Here is an 18,617-nt window from a genome sequence, read left to right on the forward strand (position 1 = left end):
CGGAGGTTAGCTAATGTCAAAGGCTGTGCACAAAAAAATACAAAAGATACTGTTCGATGTTTTATTAAACGCTGGGGGCGAAAATGTGGGCTAAACCGCATGGCGTTTCCCACAGGGTGCATCTCCCCCAGCGAGGTGGGTCACTGACACTGGGTATGCAGCATGTAATTCACGTCAACATTGCCGCCAAGGCTAAAACGATCGCGGATCGGATTGTAATGCAATCCTGTCATGTGGCGCTCACGCAGCGCAGTGCAGTCCAGCCAGTTGAGCAGTTCGGCGGGTTTGATAAACTTATTGATATCATGCGTGCCGCGCGGCACGATGCGCAATAAATACTCTGCGCCGACGATCGCCATCAGCCATGACTTGGGGTTCCGGTTCAAGGTGGAGAAAAAAACGTCGCCGCCGGGTTTCACCAGGCTGGCGCAAGCGCGCACGATAGAGGCCGGATCAGGCACGTGTTCCAACATTTCCATACAGGTGACCACATCGTAACGTGCCTGATGGGTCATGGCGTGGTCTTCCACGGTCTGCTGCACATATTCCACCTGAGTCCCAGTTTCCAACGCGTGCAGACGGGCTACCGCCAACGGCTCGGTGCCCATATCCAGCCCGGTGACCTGCGCGCCTTCGCGCACCATGCTTTCGGCCAGAATACCGCCGCCGCAGCCGACGTCCAGCACGGTTTTGCCGAACAGCCCATCAGCGTGTTGGAGTATATAATCCAGGCGCAGCGGATTGATGCGATGCAATGGCTTGAATTCGCCCTCCAAATCCCACCAACGTGAGGCGACAGCATCGAACTTGGCGATTTCCTGCTGATCAACATTCTCATGGCGGACGACGGCTTGGTGACTACTACTGACCTGCGGATTCATTGTGGCTGCTCCCTTTAGGCGCGCATCATGCGTAATTATCGCCAGTATATACCCAAAATAATGTGTGTTGCAGGTAGGCGCAGCACGGCGACAAATCTGTCTAGGACTGATTTGAACCGCGCGTGAACTGGCCTGACAAGGGAACCTCAGGGATAAGGTTCATCAATATTCAGTCGCTTACGCCAGTCAAAAAACGGGGTAAGCGAAGCCAGCTAACACCCCTGCAGCCTGAAGTATGACGGGTATACCTATAACCTGGCAACTCACCTGTACCATTGCCAGCCGAAATCACTGTGGTGGGCGGTTTTAGTCGCCGACTATTTTCCCTGAATCGTCGATTTATGGTATACTTTGGCACCTTTAAATCCGGGTATACCCCATGCTTCAAGTTGCCTGTGCGTCGGCTGCGCCCGCTCATCCCTAGTCACATAGAGATCTATGTTTAGTGATCTATGTTGTGAGCTATGTTCCCGGGGATTGATGAACCTCATCTCGAGGTTCATCCGTTGGGCCAGTCGCAAGCGCGGTTCAAATCTGTTCCTGACAGAGTTGTCGCGAGCGTGCTGTGTTATGCAACTCGAATTATTTCGGGTGTAGATGCTTCAATTAGTAGAGGGATAGCGGCTGCATGAGCGACCTTGCCAGAGAAATAACACCGGTCAACATCGAAGAAGAGCTGAAACGCTCATATCTGGATTACGCCATGTCCGTTATTGTCGGACGTGCGCTCCCGGATGTACGTGATGGACTGAAACCGGTACACCGACGCGTATTGTTTGCGATGAGTGTACTGGGTAATGACTGGAATAAACCTTATAAAAAATCGGCCCGTGTGGTTGGGGACGTTATCGGTAAATATCACCCCCATGGTGATACCGCCGTCTACGACACCATTGTGCGTATGGCCCAGCCATTCTCGCTGCGTTATATGCTGGTGGATGGCCAGGGCAACTTCGGCTCTGTCGACGGAGATTCCGCCGCAGCCATGCGTTATACCGAAGTCCGCATGTCGAAAATCGCCCATGAATTATTGGCGGACCTCGAAAAAGACACCGTGGATTTTGTGCCGAACTATGATGGCACGGAACAAATCCCGGATGTTATGCCGACCAAGATCCCCAACCTGCTGATCAACGGTTCATCCGGTATCGCGGTGGGTATGGCCACCAATATTCCGCCGCACAACATTACGGAAGTGATCAACGGCTGCCTGGCGTTTATTGATGATGAAAATATCAGCATCGAAGGCCTGATGGAACACATCCCGGGCCCCGATTTCCCCACTGCCGCCATCATCAATGGGCGGCGTGGGATTGAAGAGGCCTATCGCACCGGGCGCGGTAAAATTCTGATCCGCGCACGCGCGGAAGTGGAAGCGGATGCGAAAAGCGGTCGCGAGACCATTATCGTGCACGAAATCCCCTATCAGGTGAACAAAGCCCGTCTCATTGAGAAGATCGCCGAGCTGGTCAAGGACAAGCGTATCGAGGGCATCAGTGCTCTGCGCGACGAATCCGATAAAGACGGCATGCGTATCGTGATCGAAATCAGGCGCGACGCGGTGGGCGAGGTGGTGCTGAACAATCTCTACTCCCAGACCCAACTGCAGGTATCCTTTGGGATCAACATGGTGGCGCTGCACCAAGGGCAGCCCAAGATCATGGCGCTCAAGGATATTCTTTCCGCCTTCGTGCGCCACCGCCGCGAGGTAGTGACCCGTCGCACGATTTTTGAATTGCGCAAGGCACGCGATCGTGCACATATCCTCGAAGCGTTAGCCGTGGCGCTGGCCAACATCGAACCCATTATCGAGCTGATTCGCAATGCGCAAAACCCGGCTCAAGCCAAAGCGGGACTGATTGCCCAACCTTGGGCATTGGGTACCGTGGCGGCCATGCTTGAACGCGCCGGCGACGATGCAGCGCGGCCTGAGTGGCTCGAAGCAGAATTTGGTATCCGCGACGGTCAATACTATCTGACGGAACAGCAAGCCCAGGCCATTCTGGATTTGCGTTTGCAGAAGCTGACCGGCCTCGAACATGAAAAGCTGCTTGATGAATACAAAGAGCTGCTTGAACAAATCGCCGCGCTGATCATTATCCTGGAAAATCCCGATCGTCTGATGGAAGTGATTCGCGAAGAGCTCAATGCGATAAAAGATCAGTACAGCGATCCGCGCCGTACCGAAATCACCGCCAACATGTCCGACATTAATATTGAGGATTTGATCAACCAGGAAGATGTGGTTGTTACCCTGTCACATCAGGGATATGTCAAATATCAACCGCTTACGGACTATGAAGCACAGCGCCGGGGCGGTAAAGGCAAATCGGCGGCTCGCATTAAGGAAGAGGACTTTATTGACCGCCTGCTGGTGGCCAATACCCATGATACCATTCTGCTGTTCTCCAGCCGCGGCCGGTTATATTGGATGAAAGTCTACCAACTGCCGGAAGCCAGCCGTGGCGCCCGCGGCCGGCCAATCGTCAATCTGCTGCCTCTGGAGCAGAATGAACGTATCACCGCCATCCTGCCGGTGCGCGAATATGAAGAAGGCCGCCATGTCTTCATGGCAACCGCCAGTGGCACGGTGAAGAAAACCGCGCTGACCGATTTCAGTCGTCCCCGCAGTGCCGGCATTATCGCCGTTAACCTCAATGAGGGCGACGAGCTGATAGGCGTTGACCTGACCGACGGCCAGAATGAGGTTATGCTGTTTTCCGCCTATGGCAAAGTGGTGCGTTTCCCGGAAAGCCAGGTACGCTCCATGGGCCGTACCGCAACGGGTGTGCGCGGTATTAACCTCGCCGACAAGGATCGGGTCGTATCGCTGATCGTTCCGCGCGGTGATGGACCGATACTCACCGTTACTCAGCACGGGTACGGCAAGCGCACCGCGCAAAGTGAATACCCGACCAAGTCCAGAGCCACACTTGGCGTGATCTCCATTAAAGTGAGTGAACGCAACGGTGAGGTGGTGGGTGCGGTTCAGGTGTCCGATAGCGATCAAATCATGATGATCACTGATGCCGGTACGCTGGTGCGCACTCGGGTTTCGGAAGTCAGCATTGTTGGCCGTAATACCCAAGGCGTTACGCTGATTCGTACCGGTGAAGGTGAGCACGTTGTTGGATTGCAGCGGGTTGCCGAACCGGTGGACGATGAAGAGCTTGATAGTGTTGTAGGACTGTCGGAAGGCGACGACATCGACGATGAAGAGAGTACCCTCGAAGAAAACGACGCTAATGAAACCGACGTTAATGACGACGATGACATTATCGATGAAGATAACGATCGCGATGCGTGATTGATAATCCACAGCCACCGGCCGCGAGTGCCGGCGGCTGGCGCGCCGTAAAGCCAGCCATTGCGCTGGCTTTTTTTATACGGGGTCGGTACTGTAGTGGCATCGGTTAATTTTTATTGTTTTTTATTCTTACCCGGAGAGCAATCTGAGCACCGGGCAATCTCACCGGAACGGTATTGGCTTGAAATACTTCTCATCATTTCGCACCACGGTAAAAATTTCCCGCTATCTGTTCCGCACGCTGGCGCTATTGTTATGGTCGCTCGGCGCCTTGTTGTCGGCTTTTTATATTATAAGTCTACTACATCAGCGCGAAGCGGAACTACGCCAAGAGTTTTACACCAGCATTGGTCAGGCACAAAGCTATATATCCCGCACCGCATCCATTGCACGGGAAATTAAATATGTTGCGGAGAATCGGCTTTCGTCCAGTCTTACTGGCCTGGATATGCTCAATGGTGTGTTTGCCGGCAAAGTGAGCCGACCTCAATACATACCCCTTTACCCGACCTCGCGTTGTCCTCACAGCGATGGCGAAAATCAGAGTGCCATCGAGTCACTCAGTTACTTCCTCAGCTATTGGAAGGACAGTTTTTCCGATGCGTATGATCTCAACCGGGTCTTTTACATCAACGGCGAGAGTCTTTGCATGGCCGAGTTCAATTTCCGCAGTACCTCGCTGCCAGCGGCCTCATTACCAAAGAACCTGCAGCAACAGGTCATAAAATATCGCAATGCCCGGCAAAATGAGCGCACGGATAATCTGTATTGGGTTGAACCGGGCAACCGTGCCGGCAGTGGTTATCTTTATGTACTGACGCCGATTTATGTGGCTAATAAACTCGAAGCATTACTGGGTATTGAGCTTAGTATTCGTCTGGAGGATTTTTCCACCACCAGTAATTTACCCATTGGCATCACTCTGCTGGACCAGAATAATAACCAGATTATGTCCTTGACCGATGGTGAACGTAAAGCCTCCGCGTTGGATGCTTACCCAATGCAGGCCAGTTTTTTTGGTTATACCGATGGTTATAAAAATCTGGTAATGAAAAAAAACCTGCCGCCCTCCACGCTGAGTATTGTGTATTCGTTATCGCTAAAAATGGTGATCGAAAATTTCAAGTCGACAATTATTAACGCGTTATTACTCAATTTATTATCGGCCATTCTGATTGCAATGCTGTCCTGGTTATTTGAACGCAAAATAATCGCGCCAGCGGAAAAAAATGCTCTGCAATTAGAGGAAAATGAACAATTTAATCGTAAAATTGTGGCTTCCGCGCCGGTAGGCATTTGTATTTTGCGTATCAGCGACGGTGCAAATCTTATCAGTAATGAATTGGCTCATAACTATCTCAGTTTGCTCACGGTTGAAGATCGCCAGAGAATTATTCATATTATCTGCGGCCAACAGGTCAATGTTGTTGATGTGATAACCAGCAATAATAATAATCTGCAGATCAGTTTTGTTCACTCGCGCTACCTGAATGAAAATGTTGCCATCTGTGTGTTGGTTGATATCAGTGCCCGGGTTCGGTTGGAAGAGTCATTGCAGGAGATGGCCGCAGCGGCGGAGCAGACCAGCCAGGCGAAATCGATGTTTTTAGCCACCGTAAGCCATGAGTTGCGTACGCCGTTGTACGGTATTATCGGCAACCTGGATTTAATTAAGACTAAAGCCTTACCGGAAGGGGTCGATCGTCTGGTCATGGCGATGGATAACTCTTCGGCATTATTGCTCAATATCATCAGCGACATTCTCGATTTCTCAAAAATAGAATCCGAACAGCTGAAAATCGAACCTAAATGCTTTTCCCCGCGCGAGGTCGTCAGTCACATTGCCGGTAATTTCCTGTCTCTGGTGGTGAAAAAACGCCTTGGGCTGTTCTGTTTTATCGATCCCGACGTACCGCTTACCCTGCTGGGCGATCCAGTACGTTTACAGCAAGTTCTCTCCAATTTGCTGAATAATGCCATTAAATTTACCCATAGCGGCTGTATCTTAATCCGGGTTTATTGCCAAGATGATTATCTGCATTTTTGCATCCGTGATACTGGCGTGGGTATCGGGCAACGAGAATTACTGCGTCTGTTCGACCCCTTTGTGCAATTGGGCAGCAGCGGCCAACAGCAATTCCAGGGCACCGGTTTGGGATTGGCCATTTGCGAAAAGCTGGTCAATTTGATGGATGGCGATATTACGGTGGAATCTGAGTCCGATCTGGGCAGTATGTTCATTATCCGACTGCCGCTGTATCAAGCCAGCTATGCTCCGTCGGTAGTGAATAATGAACTGCGTGGTCGTGTATGCTGGCTTTCGGTGCGCAACGTGGCACTGGAAACCTACCTTACCCTGTTATTAACCCGTCATGGCCTAACGGTAAAACGACATACGTGGCAGGAGATTGACGCAGATGCGGTATTTATCAGTGATAACGACCGGACGCCGCCAACCCGACCCAGTGTCTGGATCCGCTTTATGATCACCCATATTGGCCCGGCGTTGGAAATCAGCGAGGGCGAGTGGTGGCTTAGCCCGGCATTCGCTGATGCGTTGAGTCCGCTATTGTTAAAAATTTATCGGGTTGATCACCTCTTGTCGCCGGCACTGGTGGCGGTTTGTGAGCCGCCGGTCGATGATGAAAACCAGGATATTCGTATTCTCGTCGTTGATGATCACCCGATTAACCGTCGGTTATTGTCCGACCAGCTTGAATCCATTGGTTACCAGGTTATCAGCGCCAATGATGGCATCGATGCCATGAATCTACTGCAAAAGCAGTCGGTTGATATTATCCTGACTGACGTTAATATGCCCAATATGGATGGCTACCAACTCACCCGCCGCTTGCGAAGCGAGGGCGTTACGCTGCCGGTCATTGGCGTGACCGCCAATGCACTGGCGGAAGAGAAACAGCGCTGTTTGGATGCGGGAATGGACGGTTGTTTATCAAAACCGGTGACACTGAGTGTACTGCAACCGGCATTGGCTCAATACGGGCAACAGATACGAGATCATCGTCACCACCCAACCAATGGGGAAGGGCACTAGACTTGCACGAACCCGCTGCTCCAATGCATCGGCACACATTGGAACTTCGCGGCTGACACTAACCACTACGGGTACTCTGTTGGTCTTAATATTGATGTACCGAGCTACCAGGCCACGTGCCCGAAATGGGGTGGCCTCTCCCGCAGTGCTGGCATGCCTTGATAGGATGCCGTCAAGCTAGGTTATTCTTTGCCTTCCGGTGCCATGGTCACCGAGGATAAGTAATTCAACAGTGCGATATCATTTTCCACACCGAGTTTGAGCATGGCTGATTTTTTCTGGCTGCTGATGGTCTTGATGCTGCGGTTGAGCTTCTTGGCAATTTCAGTGACCAGAAAACCTTCGGCAAACAGACGCAATACTTCGCTCTCTTTTGGTGAGAGACGCTTGTCGCCATAACCGCCGGCGCTGATCCTTTCCAATAGTTTTGCGACGCTATCGGGGGTATATTTTTTACCTTTTTGCAGCGAAGCCAACGCTTTGGGGAGATCGGTGGGTGCACCCTGCTTGAGCACAATACCGTCGATATCCAGTTCCAGCACGGCGCTCAAAATGGCTGGATTATTATTCATGGTCAATACGATAATCGCCAACTGGGGATAGTGGCGCTTGATATATTTGATAAGTGTAATGCCATCGCCGTACTTTTCACCCGGCATGGACAAGTCGGTAACCAGCACATTTGCATCAAGTTTGCTAAGGCTATTGATAAGTGAGGTGGAATCTTCAAATTCACCCACCACATTAACCCATTCTATTTGTTCCAATGATTTGCGAATGCCGAACAAAACTATCGGATGGTCATCGGCAATGATGACGTTAAGAGTATTCATAGCGTAAGCGACCTTGCATGCTGTAGCAGTTTAATGACAAAAACATCAATTTGTTGGATATCGTTGTCTATTTTTGAATTATCGTTTTCTATAATAGCTTGTTTAATATGTTGTTCCAGTGTTTCACATAATAATGTGCCAGAAACCAAATTGAGCATGGCAAAAACACCCTTTAAACGGTGCGCAGTCTGCGCTAGAGCCTGGAGATCCCCGGCCGCGGATTCAGTATACAGTCTCTTGACGTCATCGGGTACTGTCTCGGCAAACAGGGTTAAATAGCCGCTGGCACTCAACTGCTCCAATACGCCGGCATCATCCTGCGCCAATGCTGTTTGCGCCGCGTCGTCGCTCTCTTCTTGGGACAACCTGAGCTCCAGCAATTGCAGCATGGCGTCGAGCAGCATTCCGCCAAGATTATAACTGACCCTGAGACGGCACGGCGTGAGTGCGGTAATGCCAGGTTCATCGGCCAGCAACAGCAGAGCATAATCTTCCATGCGGGTAATCTCATCAGTGAGGAACAGATCGTGTTGCTGAGTCACCAGATGCTCGTCGGGGTAAAGAATCTGCGCACCTAACTGGCTCAGTCTTGTACTGATAATCCGGCGCACCTCCTCGTTGGAAATATCCAGCAATGCCTGCGTGCCTTCCAGGATCTTCTCCTGATCGTCCTGATGCGTCTCGCTCTGTTCTACCGGCAACGTCAGGTGTACCCGATAGCGGGTGCCAATATCCGCCTTGGTCTTGATCTCCAGGCCGCCGTGCATTTTTTTGCACAGTTGGTTACATAAAAACCACGTGAGGGCGGACCCTTTCTGATCATAATCCACCGGTCCTGGGCTGACGAACGGCTGTTGAAGGTTGGTCATTTCGACGTCACTGACACCACGTCCAGTGTCGTTAATGGTTAATATCAGCTGATCGGGTTTACTTTGGTCCTGATCAACGGTCAGTGTAATCTTACCGTAATCGGTACTAATGATGCTGTAATCGAGTAGCAATGCCACTATCTTGCTGAATCCGACTGCGTCGCCAATATATTTTTGATTGAAAGGTAAATGGTAGTGATTGAATAGCCCCAGTCCCTTGCGGCTAAACGCGGGTAGGCGTGCTATTAGCAGACTGTCAATAATTTTGGCTGGGGAAAAAGGCTGGGCTTGCGCTTGCCAGTCCTGGATCTCGAGTGTGGTAAGAAGGCGAAGATTATCAAATAGTGCCTGTAGGCGAGATGATTCCGTTTGCAGCCTGACCAGATAGCGTTCTCGCTCATCCGGGTTGGCGGCATGCAGTACGCCGTCGGCCAATGTATTGATGGCCAGTAGCGGTTGATTCAATTCATGTTGCAGATTACTCAGAATCGCCCGGCGTGCCTGGTGATTTTTGTTCAATTCCACCTGGGCTTGTTGCAGTCTTTTATTCACCAACACTTCTTTATCATGGTCCAGCAGTTGAAACAGATAAGTCTGTGGCGAGAGTTGGCTTTTGAACATGCGAATTTCATACACTTCATTATTCACCGTCGCTTGGATAATTCCCTGATGGCTTTCTGCCAGGTTAGCTATTTTTTGTAGACTGAGATGGGGTAGCAGATGCTCGGCAATCTTGTTGCTGGCCACCAGAGTATTATCGCTGAAATCGTAGACCAGCAAACCCAACGGCAGATTGGCCACCACCTCCTCACTCAGGATGCGGTGGGAGTGCAATGCTTGTTCCATATTTTCGCGTGGCCGCAGAAAATGTTGACGAACCAGGTAAATACCCAACAAAGAAAGGGCTATTAAAACAATGTCAATCGTGAGCAGCCAAAGATTATTGCGTAACAGGTCGATAGTCAGACTGGTCAACGGCACCCGATAAACCATGTTTAACGGTGCGTTGGTAAACGGAGCGGTGATCTCAAGTGTCGCCCCTTTGACCTGGCTTATTACCGGCTGAGTTTGTCGCGGTCCGTCATCATCTTCAACGCCGCTAGTGGTTTCTGAGGAGAGCAGGGAAAAATTGGCCCGGGCCATATTCAGTGGAATAATGTCGTTTATCGGCAGGTCGAAGGCGATAATGGTGGCAAGGTGGCCGGGTTGGTTGATGGTAATACATTGGGTAAAATAATAATCATTCTGGAAGCGAAATTTGCGCAGCGCTGAAAAGCTTTCCCGCTCATCAAGAATATTCGCCTGCTGCAACATTTCGGTCCGACGGGATTTGACCAGCGTGCTGATATAACTTTCTTCGAAACGCGGCGCAATCTCGCGTAGCGGTTGGGTAGAAATCAGCGTCAGGCTGTTATCGATGCCATTAAGATAAAATAACGAGTAGTTGTTGGTCTCCGAACCCCATAACACATCCAGATAATCGGACATTTTTACCGCGTTAGCCAGGGTAGAGGGCTCATGGGCGCCAAAAATCAGACTGTCGGTTTTGATATGCGGTTTTTCAACATAAAACACATCGGAACGCAACCGGGTTTCATGCACCTCGTTAGCCGGGGTTAACGGCCCACCGTTGACGCTAGCGTTATCATAGAGTTGATCTGCCACAAACCGATAGGTGTCGATGCGTTTTTGCAGTGCCACGGTGATGGTATTCATGCTGTGCTTTTTTTCAATAAGATAAGCATTGACCGCATGGAAACCCAATAGCCATATGGACAGCAACAATAAAACGATAAACCCCATCAGGCTGCGGGTAAGTGCAGTTGAGGTTAACTTCAAATTTTTGATATGCATTTTGACACTATAACACCAGCTTCACCGAGTGACCCGTCGCGCGCTAAGGGTCACCAGCAGTAATAATAATGCGACGCAGCCAAACGCAACCTTGAGGCTGGTCAAATGTGCAATAAAACCAATCAGCGCCGGGCCGGCCAAGATGCCCGCGTAACCCACGCCGGATATTGCCGCCAGCGCCAAATTGGGCGGCATATCGGTTTGATTGCCCGCCATGCTGAACAGCAAGGGTACCAGATTCGACGCACCAATACCCACCAGCATAAACCCCAACAGAGTGAAAAACGGCTGGTTGACCCCTATCGCCAGCGCGAAACCCACCGACGCGCACAGACTGCCGGCCAGCAAGGTGTAATATCGGCCGATGGCGTTAATCAACCGATCGCCATTGAGACGGCCAACGGTCATGGCAATGGAGAATAAGGCATAACCCAGTCCACCCTTGGAACTGTCGAGTCCCCGCTCCATCGTCAGGAACAACGCGCTCCAGTCAAGCATTGCGCCTTCGGTTAAAAATAAAATGAAACACAGCAGTCCGATAAACAGCACTTTGCCTCGGGGACAGACAAATAACGGCTCGCTATTGTGTTGTGGGCGGTCTGACAAAAAATGGGCGGCATTAAGCAGCAGCAGTAGCACAATGACGCTATCGACCACCACTATGGACCAAAAGGGACCTAAATTCAGCCATAATAAGAGACTGACCAGCCCGGCGCCCGCAATGCCGCCAATACTAAAAAAACCGTGAAATCCGGACATCATTGCCCGCCCATTGGCTTTTTCCACCGTTACCGCTTGGATATTCATGGCGATGTCTATGATGCCAAGGCCCACACCAAACAGTAAAAGTGCGATTGCGAGAGACACATTATTCGGGGTCAACACCAACGCTGGCAAGGTTAAACACAACAGTACGGCACCACCGATAATTACCGGCTTACAGCCCAAACGTCCGGCCATTGGCGCAACGAGCGGCATGGCAACAAGGGAACCAATGCCCAAACACAGCAGTAACAACCCCAGCGAGGCGTCATTGAGTTGCAGTCGCAACTGCACAAAGGGCACCAGAGGAGCCCATGCGGACATGCCAAAACCGGCGATAAAAAAGACGGCACGGGTAGCATTACGTACTGGTCGTGCGGCGCGCTGTTCTGTTGTGAGCGTCGTTGTCATAAAGCGTAATACCTATTGCTGTTCAACTCTGTGCCAGACAGATTTGTCTTTGCGTTGCCGCCTTCGAGCGACTCAACATCTATTGGTTATAGATTATCACCAAGACTGATGTTTTCGTCGCACTGGCGCTTGAGCCAATACATGATGATTTGTACTACGTAGTCTTGTTCAGTGTCGTTGAGTGGCCGCCCTTTGATGATGCCATGCCATTTTTCCAAACATCCCCGACAGCAGGTGGCGGTGGCATGTTGGGCGACAAACGCCGGATGACCCCGCCAGGGTGTCTGCTTACCGTCTTTGGCCGGAAACGCGGGCGCCAGCCGGCTGGCGATAAAATCCCGTGCGTGGGATTGCACCGTTTCCAGACCTTTTTTATACAAATAGGTCTGATCTTTGGCATTAAGCTGGATAGCAGACCGAAAGGCCGAACGCTGTAAGCGGCCCCAAATAAGCTCGATATCTTGATCTTGTTGCATGTTCACCTCTGCTATCCCATGCCCTGATAGGCCACTCCCGGGCGCCAGCGAAAGAAACAGGTGTTAAAGTGTACCATGTGATTATGCTGATAACGAAGTGGCGGTACCAAGAAAGTCTCGATGACCAGAAAACCTGCCGCGAATGTGTCGCCATCCTTGGAATATACCCCAGAACGTCAAAATCAATTTTTAAAAACGAAGGTACCACTTGGCACATTGAAAATAGAATTAGCTATGTTTGTAGACATTGAACAGTGCAGTGAATAAAAAAATAATGGATATTAATATGTTTAAAGAAGACAAAAAAACCGGATTTAGCCGGCTAGAGTAAGCATAAAAAAGCATGAAGGGAGTAATGATAATTCAATGATGATAGAGCAATAATCCTATAACAAGGGCGCTAAATTCAATTATCATAAAGTGCTATAAAAATATCTTACTTTACTTTATTGGTTTAATTATTTTTTAATAAATATGCCGTATAAGAAAACGTTTATTTTTTACTTTATTGATTAATGATAAGATTCCATTTTTTTACAATCAAATATATAAATACTGCATTTTTAAACAATGAATTACACGTGGTATCATTTAATTCTTGGAATATTATTGCCGATATCGCAAAATGAAATAAATTATTGAAAAGTGACACGTCAATAAATGACCTGCCAAAAACATGTAGTCATAACAAGCAACGGCGATTCGATGGAATCGGCCAACGGACTCGACGTTCTCGGTCAAAACGGGAATGACGATGGCATGTCTGCTGACAAAACGCAAAACGCAAAACGCAAAACGCAAAACGTTGAAGCTTGCGCCCATTATCAGTTTGACGTTGGCCGGGTCCTTTCGTCGCCGACAACCTGGCCAGGGGGAGTAACCTGGGTAGGGCTGGTGATAATAACACCGATGACAAGCAGGATGTAGGTTCTAGGCTTCTAATTGCAGTATAGTACTGTCAATAAAATTATATTATTTTTTTATTTCGTTCTATTTTGATTTAATTTACCTGCTTTATTTAATTGCCATCTCATTATTGTGAGTGTTGTATTAGAATGGAATTGTGATATTTATACATAACGGTTTAATGAGTATTTAATTTCCATCTTCAATAACACTCTTTGGCGGTTGAAACGCTAAATTCTATTTAGTATTATCGCGATTCGACACATAAATATATTCTTGGTGAGGTTTTTATCTCGCCAATAATTCATATGTAGCCAAGTGGAAATATAATAATATAATTATATGAGGATGATATAATGAAATCACGTCTTATTTGTAACATAATCCCCGTTTTACTTGTTGCCGGCAACGTGGGCGCGGCTGAGATTTACAACCAGGATGGGCATAAACTGGATATAAACGGAACGGTGGCTGGTGTACATCATTTCCGAAACAGTGGCGTCGACAAAGATAATTCTTATGCGCGATTCGGTTTCTTGGGGGAAACACAAATCAATCCGCTCATGACAGGTTACGGCCAGTGGCAATATCAGGCGCAACTGGGGCATGCGGAAAAAGATAGCACCCAAGAATCCTTCACCCGCCTGGGTTTTGTCGGCATCAAATTCGCCGAATATGGGTCATTTGATTACGGTCGTAATTTTGGTGTGCTTTATGATGTGCTGGCGTTGACCGACCGTCAACCGGAGTTGGCTGGTGATGCCTTCAGTGCCGACAATTATCTTTCCCAGCGTGGTAATAACCTGGCTACCTATCGCAATAAAGGTTTATTCGGCCTGGTGGATGGGCTGGACGTTGCTGTACAGTACCAAGCAGAAAATCGTGCTGGTGAGACCGTGAGTGAGGGGCGTAGTGTCCAGTACGCCAACGGCAATGGTTACGGTATGTCCATTGCGTACGATTTCGGCTTTGGCATCAGCGCTACCGGTGCCTTTACCAGCTCTAACCGGACTACTGCGCAAAAGACACTCGCGTATGGTCATGGTGGCGATAAAGCTAATGCCTATGCCGCGGCGCTAAAATATGAAGCTCAAAGATATTATTTGGCAGTAATGTATAGCCAAAGTTATAACCTGCTGCGTTTTGGTGAATTCAAAACAACGGAGCAGAAAAATGAGCAAATCAGTGGTTTTGCCAATAAGGCCAGTACACTTGAAGTGGTTGCACAATATCTTTTTGACGTTGGCCTGACCCCTTCATTAGCTTATGTACAGACCCAAGGTCATCGCATTGAGAACTACGGTCGTCAAGATCTACGCAAATTTATTGATCTCGGCGTAACCTATAATTTCAATAAAAACATGTCGACCTTTATTGATTATAAAATTAATTTACTTGAGGGGAATGAGTTCACCGAAAAAGCAGGTATTAAGCAGGATAATATCGTGGCATTAGGCTTACAGTATCAATTCTGATCGGTTCAAAAGCAAATATACGTTGGTAACGTTATAATTTAGCCGTGTGGGAGGAGGAGGCTGCATTCCTCCCACACCTGAGAACCTTGCATCCCAACCTGATTTACCCCCCTCAAGTTTCGCTGCCTTTTTACAACAAAATAATGTACAACAAAATAAAGAAATGGCGGAGTGTGGATCACTAAATGCCATATCGACCTATCAAGGAGCGTTTTGTGAACAGAATATCACCGTTTAGACGGGGTGCAACCGGGGCGGGGTGGGCCGCAGTCGGGTTACTCATGCTACAGCTGGTTGCCCTGCCGGCCCGGGCACAGACTACCCCCACTGAAACCACCAAGGTCACTTTCGTGCAGGAATGGCCGGTGGCGGATGGGTTCTGGATACCTTGGACATTGGGGAAGGCCAAGGGTTTTTATACCCAAGAAGGTATTGATCTTAATATTGTCGCTCCGCCCACGGTGGCTGATACCATGAAGTTTCTCGGTACCGGTCGGGCTGATGTGGCGTTCACTACCGTAATGGATATTATTTTTGCCAAAGAACAGGGCGCCCCTGTGATAGCTATTGGCCGATATGGTCTTGGTAATAACTGGGGGATCTTTACCCAGCACGGTCATCCTATCAGCCTGCACGAGCTGAAAGGTAAAAAAATCGGGACCTACAATGATGCCTGGACCAAAGCGCAATTGACGTTGATGCTCAAAAGCGCTGGTTTGACCCCGGATGACGTCACTATGGTCGCCGCCTCCGATGATACCGTTCCTTTGCTGCTGCAAAACCGGGTTGACGCCACCACCGGTATCACCAATGCGGAAGGGACGGAAATTGCGGTTACCACCGGGAAAAAACCTGAATTTTTGCCGGCCACAGCGCACGGTGTTCCAGACACACCAATATTTATGTTTGCCGGCAACCAGCAGTGGTTAGCAAAACATCCAGATTTAGCCAAGGCTTTTTTGCGCGCTACCGCCAAAAGTATCAATTACGCCATTGCGCATCCTGACGAAGCCACCGCTGCATTTGTCGCCCAGTACGGCAAATCTTACGATGCTGCTTTTGTCCAGCAGCAGTGGCGGGACACCATGGACGTATTGGGCCGGACGGATGTCGACAGGCTGAAACTTGAGGACCGTTCCTGGAGCGCGTTGTTGGATGCGGTTTCAGCGTTGGGTATTGTTAAACAACCCTTAAAGCCTGATCAGTATTACACCAATGAATATTTGCCACATTAATAGTTTGGTGAACCGTCATTCGGCCTACTACGGACGAATGACGTAAGCCTCGGTTGACAGGTTTTATTCATCTAAGGGAAAATCTGCTCCGCGGGTAACATCGGCCCAACCATCGAAATCGCGTTGCAAAAGCGCGATTTTTTTATGCGCATTTTCCAGTGCTGGATTGCCTAAAAGCAAGCGTAGCGGCGGTTGTTTGGCTTCCACCGCCTTAACGATAGCTTTTACTGCACGTACTGGGTCTCCGGCTTGTTTACCACTATTATCACGGCTGGCGCGGGCGCGCAGATGGGCCGTTTCGGCATAGTCGGCAATGGTCTGCGGTGCTTCATCGGCCGAGCGCCCAGCCCAATCAGTACGAAACGGACCGGGTTCGACAATGAGTACCTTAATTCCCAGGGGCTCCACTTCCTGTGACAGGGACTCTGATAGCGCCTCCACCGCAAATTTGGTGGCGTGATAAAAACTCAGCGAGGGGAAGGTGGTTATGCCGCCAATGGACGAAATATTGACCACGGTACCGCTACGCTGTTGACGCATCACCGGCAACGTGGCGCGGGTCATCGCGGTCAACCCCCAAACATTGATATCAAACATCCGGTGCACGGCGGCTAAATCACTCTCTTCAAACGAACCGAAATAACCGATACCGGCATTATTCACCAGTACATCAATGCGGCCAAACCTCGTGATAGCAGCGCCAACGGCAGCGTCAATTTGTGATTGTTGGGTAACGTCGAGCGCTAATACCAAGGCCTGGTCTTCATGGCCGGCAACCAGATCGCTCACCTGTTCTGGATGCCGGGCGGTTACCACGGTCGGGTAGCCGAGCGACAGGGTATAGGCGGCGAGTTCGCGACCAAAACCAGTAGAGCAACCTGTAATAAACCAGACCGGTGTATGCAATGGGGTCATATTCATTCTCCGTTAAATTCAAAAAAACAGACGCGTTGTTAACCACGCTGGTGAGCTTAATTTACTCGGTGGGATGGTATAAACGCTATAATACGCCGGATAAATATAAAAATATCTCATCGCAAAAACGAGAGGGTTATTTATGACTAGCAGGTGGTACGCTGTCATAACAGCAATAGGAACATGAAAGAGTGAGTACTGACTGGGCCGGGCCCCCAACGCGTTCAACGCCGGGCCGCTCTAAGCACGATATGGAGGGTGCGGCATAGCCGGGGGGAACTGGGTGGACTCTGTACCCTTTATCCCAAGTGGAGATCAACTGAATTGTGATTGCTATCACTGATAAGAATTAAGAATAATCTTAGGATGACGCCGTCCTTTACCGAGTCTTCTCCAAGATAATCTATTGGGTGCTGGAGATAAGCGCCGGGAAGGGTAATTATTGAGCACCTTTGCCCTGGGCTAATGGGGGCAATTTCACATAAAAGCGCATCGGCTACTTACCTCCTCATCTGAGGGAGTACAGCAAAAGTTGTCGGTGCGCTTTTCTGTCAACAAGGGTATTTTATCACCCATCTTAAGCGTACATAAATGTCACAAATCCGATGATAATCACGGCGAGTCCGGCCAAAAAAGTGATGTCGTTAGTTTGCATAGACCACCTCCTGTTTACCTAAGATAAATCATGGCTGTTATGGTGCTGGGTCGCTGTGACTCATCAACCATATTTAACAAAAAAAGGCCACGTGGACCGGCAAATCTGCATTGACCCATCAAACGAATCCAAAACTGTGGTCGTGAAAATACCGCAGGTATTCGTTGGCGCGACATACGCTATACTGTTAATGGAAGGCGCTTAACCATGGGGTTAACCGTTTAGCCTGGCAGTTTTACATTGCGGGTTTGAAGGGTCGTTTAAATACTGTTTAACCGTTTTGTGGCATAAAGCCTGGCTGTAGCTTATTTTATGATAAATGGGTCGACGCCGATCTTGTACGGCAGGATGGCCACAGTTCCAGTGATGAGACTATTAAATCACTACCGGGGAGTATAATAATGATGGGCTTCAATAAATGGATGCCAATTCCATTAACAGCTTTATTCGTGATGCCAGCATCCTATGCAACAAGTCCATCAAATGAAATAGGTGAACAGCATGCAAAAAAAACGGAAATCTTTTTTGAGAATATAAAGGAAACCTGGAGTTTATCCAACAGTCAGGATGTTTACATACCGGTAATTACCTGGCATAACCGATATTTGTATGATGATGAACATCTGCAACGCTATAATGAAAACCCGTGGGGTTTGGGGTATGGCGTTTCGCGCCAGGATAACAAGGATAACTGGCATGCTTTATATGCAATGATATTTAAGGATTCATTTAACCAATGGGAGCCCTTTGCCGGTTATGCCTGGGAGTCGCGGTGGTTACCCTTTGTCAACCGTGATGTTAAACTGGGCATCGGTTTTACCTTAGGCGTGACCGCGCGTGATAACTATAGTTACATTCCTATACCCGCTGTTTTGCCACTCGCCTCGATAAGTTATCGACAGATGACATTCCAAGGCACCTATATTCCCGGCACAAGAAATAACGGCAACGTTTTTTTTGCTTGGTTTCGGTGGCAAGTTTGA

At 49.2% G+C, this 18,617-nt stretch carries 11 protein-coding genes; 5 read left to right on the top strand and 6 right to left on the bottom strand.

The annotated features are described in order from the left end of the window. Positions 1 to 140 precede the first annotated feature (140 nt). Positions 141 to 881, bottom strand: a complete 741-nt coding sequence (ubiG, locus tag SJI19_RS01210) for a bifunctional 2-polyprenyl-6-hydroxyphenol methylase/3-demethylubiquinol 3-O-methyltransferase UbiG (protein WP_323476419.1) — start codon at positions 879 to 881, stop codon at positions 141 to 143. Between the two features lie 628 nt (positions 882 to 1,509). On the opposite strand from ubiG, the gene gyrA reads away from it, so the two are divergent. Further along, the gene (gene gyrA, locus SJI19_RS01215; RefSeq protein ID WP_323476420.1) at positions 1,510 to 4,188 is read left to right on the top strand and encodes a DNA topoisomerase (ATP-hydrolyzing) subunit A; all 2,679 of its coding nucleotides are present in this window, start codon (positions 1,510 to 1,512) and stop codon (positions 4,186 to 4,188) included. A 181-nt stretch (positions 4,189 to 4,369) separates the two neighbouring features. Next, on the top strand, positions 4,370 to 7,243 hold the full coding sequence (gene rcsC, locus SJI19_RS01220; protein ID WP_323476421.1) for a two-component system sensor histidine kinase RcsC: 2,874 nt from the start codon (positions 4,370 to 4,372) through the stop codon (positions 7,241 to 7,243). Between the two features lie 182 nt (positions 7,244 to 7,425). Here rcsC and rcsB read toward each other — a convergent pair whose 3' ends face one another. The 4 genes from rcsB to SJI19_RS01240 all read right to left on the bottom strand — a co-directional run bounded on the left by rcsB (position 7,426) and on the right by SJI19_RS01240 (position 12,448). Continuing rightward, positions 7,426 to 8,076 carry a response regulator transcription factor RcsB gene (rcsB, locus tag SJI19_RS01225; protein WP_323476422.1) on the bottom strand — a complete coding sequence of 217 codons (651 nt, stop codon included), beginning with the start codon at positions 8,074 to 8,076 and terminating at the stop codon, positions 7,426 to 7,428. Next, entirely contained in the window at positions 8,073 to 10,799 is a 2,727-nt protein-coding gene (gene rcsD, locus SJI19_RS01230) for a phosphotransferase RcsD (RefSeq protein WP_323476423.1), read from the bottom strand. The genes rcsB and rcsD overlap by 4 nt, the downstream gene beginning before the upstream one ends. 21 nt (positions 10,800 to 10,820) lie before the next feature. After that, the gene (locus tag SJI19_RS01235) at positions 10,821 to 11,972 is read right to left on the bottom strand and encodes an MFS transporter (protein WP_323476424.1); all 1,152 of its coding nucleotides are present in this window, start codon (positions 11,970 to 11,972) and stop codon (positions 10,821 to 10,823) included. An 86-nt stretch (positions 11,973 to 12,058) separates the two neighbouring features. Then, positions 12,059 to 12,448, bottom strand: a complete 390-nt coding sequence (locus tag SJI19_RS01240) for a DUF4186 domain-containing protein (protein WP_323476425.1) — start codon at positions 12,446 to 12,448, stop codon at positions 12,059 to 12,061. Positions 12,449 to 13,710: 1,262 nt separating this feature from the next. Here SJI19_RS01240 and SJI19_RS01245 point away from each other — a divergent pair. Continuing rightward, positions 13,711 to 14,829 carry a porin gene (locus tag SJI19_RS01245; protein WP_323476426.1) on the top strand — a complete coding sequence of 373 codons (1,119 nt, stop codon included), beginning with the start codon at positions 13,711 to 13,713 and terminating at the stop codon, positions 14,827 to 14,829. A 215-nt stretch (positions 14,830 to 15,044) separates the two neighbouring features. Beyond that, positions 15,045 to 16,064, top strand: a complete 1,020-nt coding sequence (locus tag SJI19_RS01250; protein ID WP_323476427.1) for an ABC transporter substrate-binding protein — start codon at positions 15,045 to 15,047, stop codon at positions 16,062 to 16,064. 63 nt (positions 16,065 to 16,127) lie between these two features. On the opposite strand, the gene SJI19_RS01255 is transcribed toward SJI19_RS01250, so the two are convergent. Beyond that, positions 16,128 to 16,979 carry an oxidoreductase gene (locus SJI19_RS01255; RefSeq protein WP_323476428.1) on the bottom strand — a complete coding sequence of 284 codons (852 nt, stop codon included), beginning with the start codon at positions 16,977 to 16,979 and terminating at the stop codon, positions 16,128 to 16,130. 1,059 nt (positions 16,980 to 18,038) lie between these two features. On the opposite strand from SJI19_RS01255, the gene pagP reads away from it, so the two are divergent. Further along, complete coding sequence (gene pagP / locus SJI19_RS01260; protein WP_416347483.1) at positions 18,039 to 18,617, top strand: lipid IV(A) palmitoyltransferase PagP; 579 nt, start codon at positions 18,039 to 18,041, stop codon at positions 18,615 to 18,617.

The sequence above is a fragment of the Acerihabitans sp. TG2 genome (assembly GCF_035013185.1).
Taxonomy (GTDB): Bacteria; Pseudomonadota; Gammaproteobacteria; order Enterobacterales; family Enterobacteriaceae; genus Acerihabitans.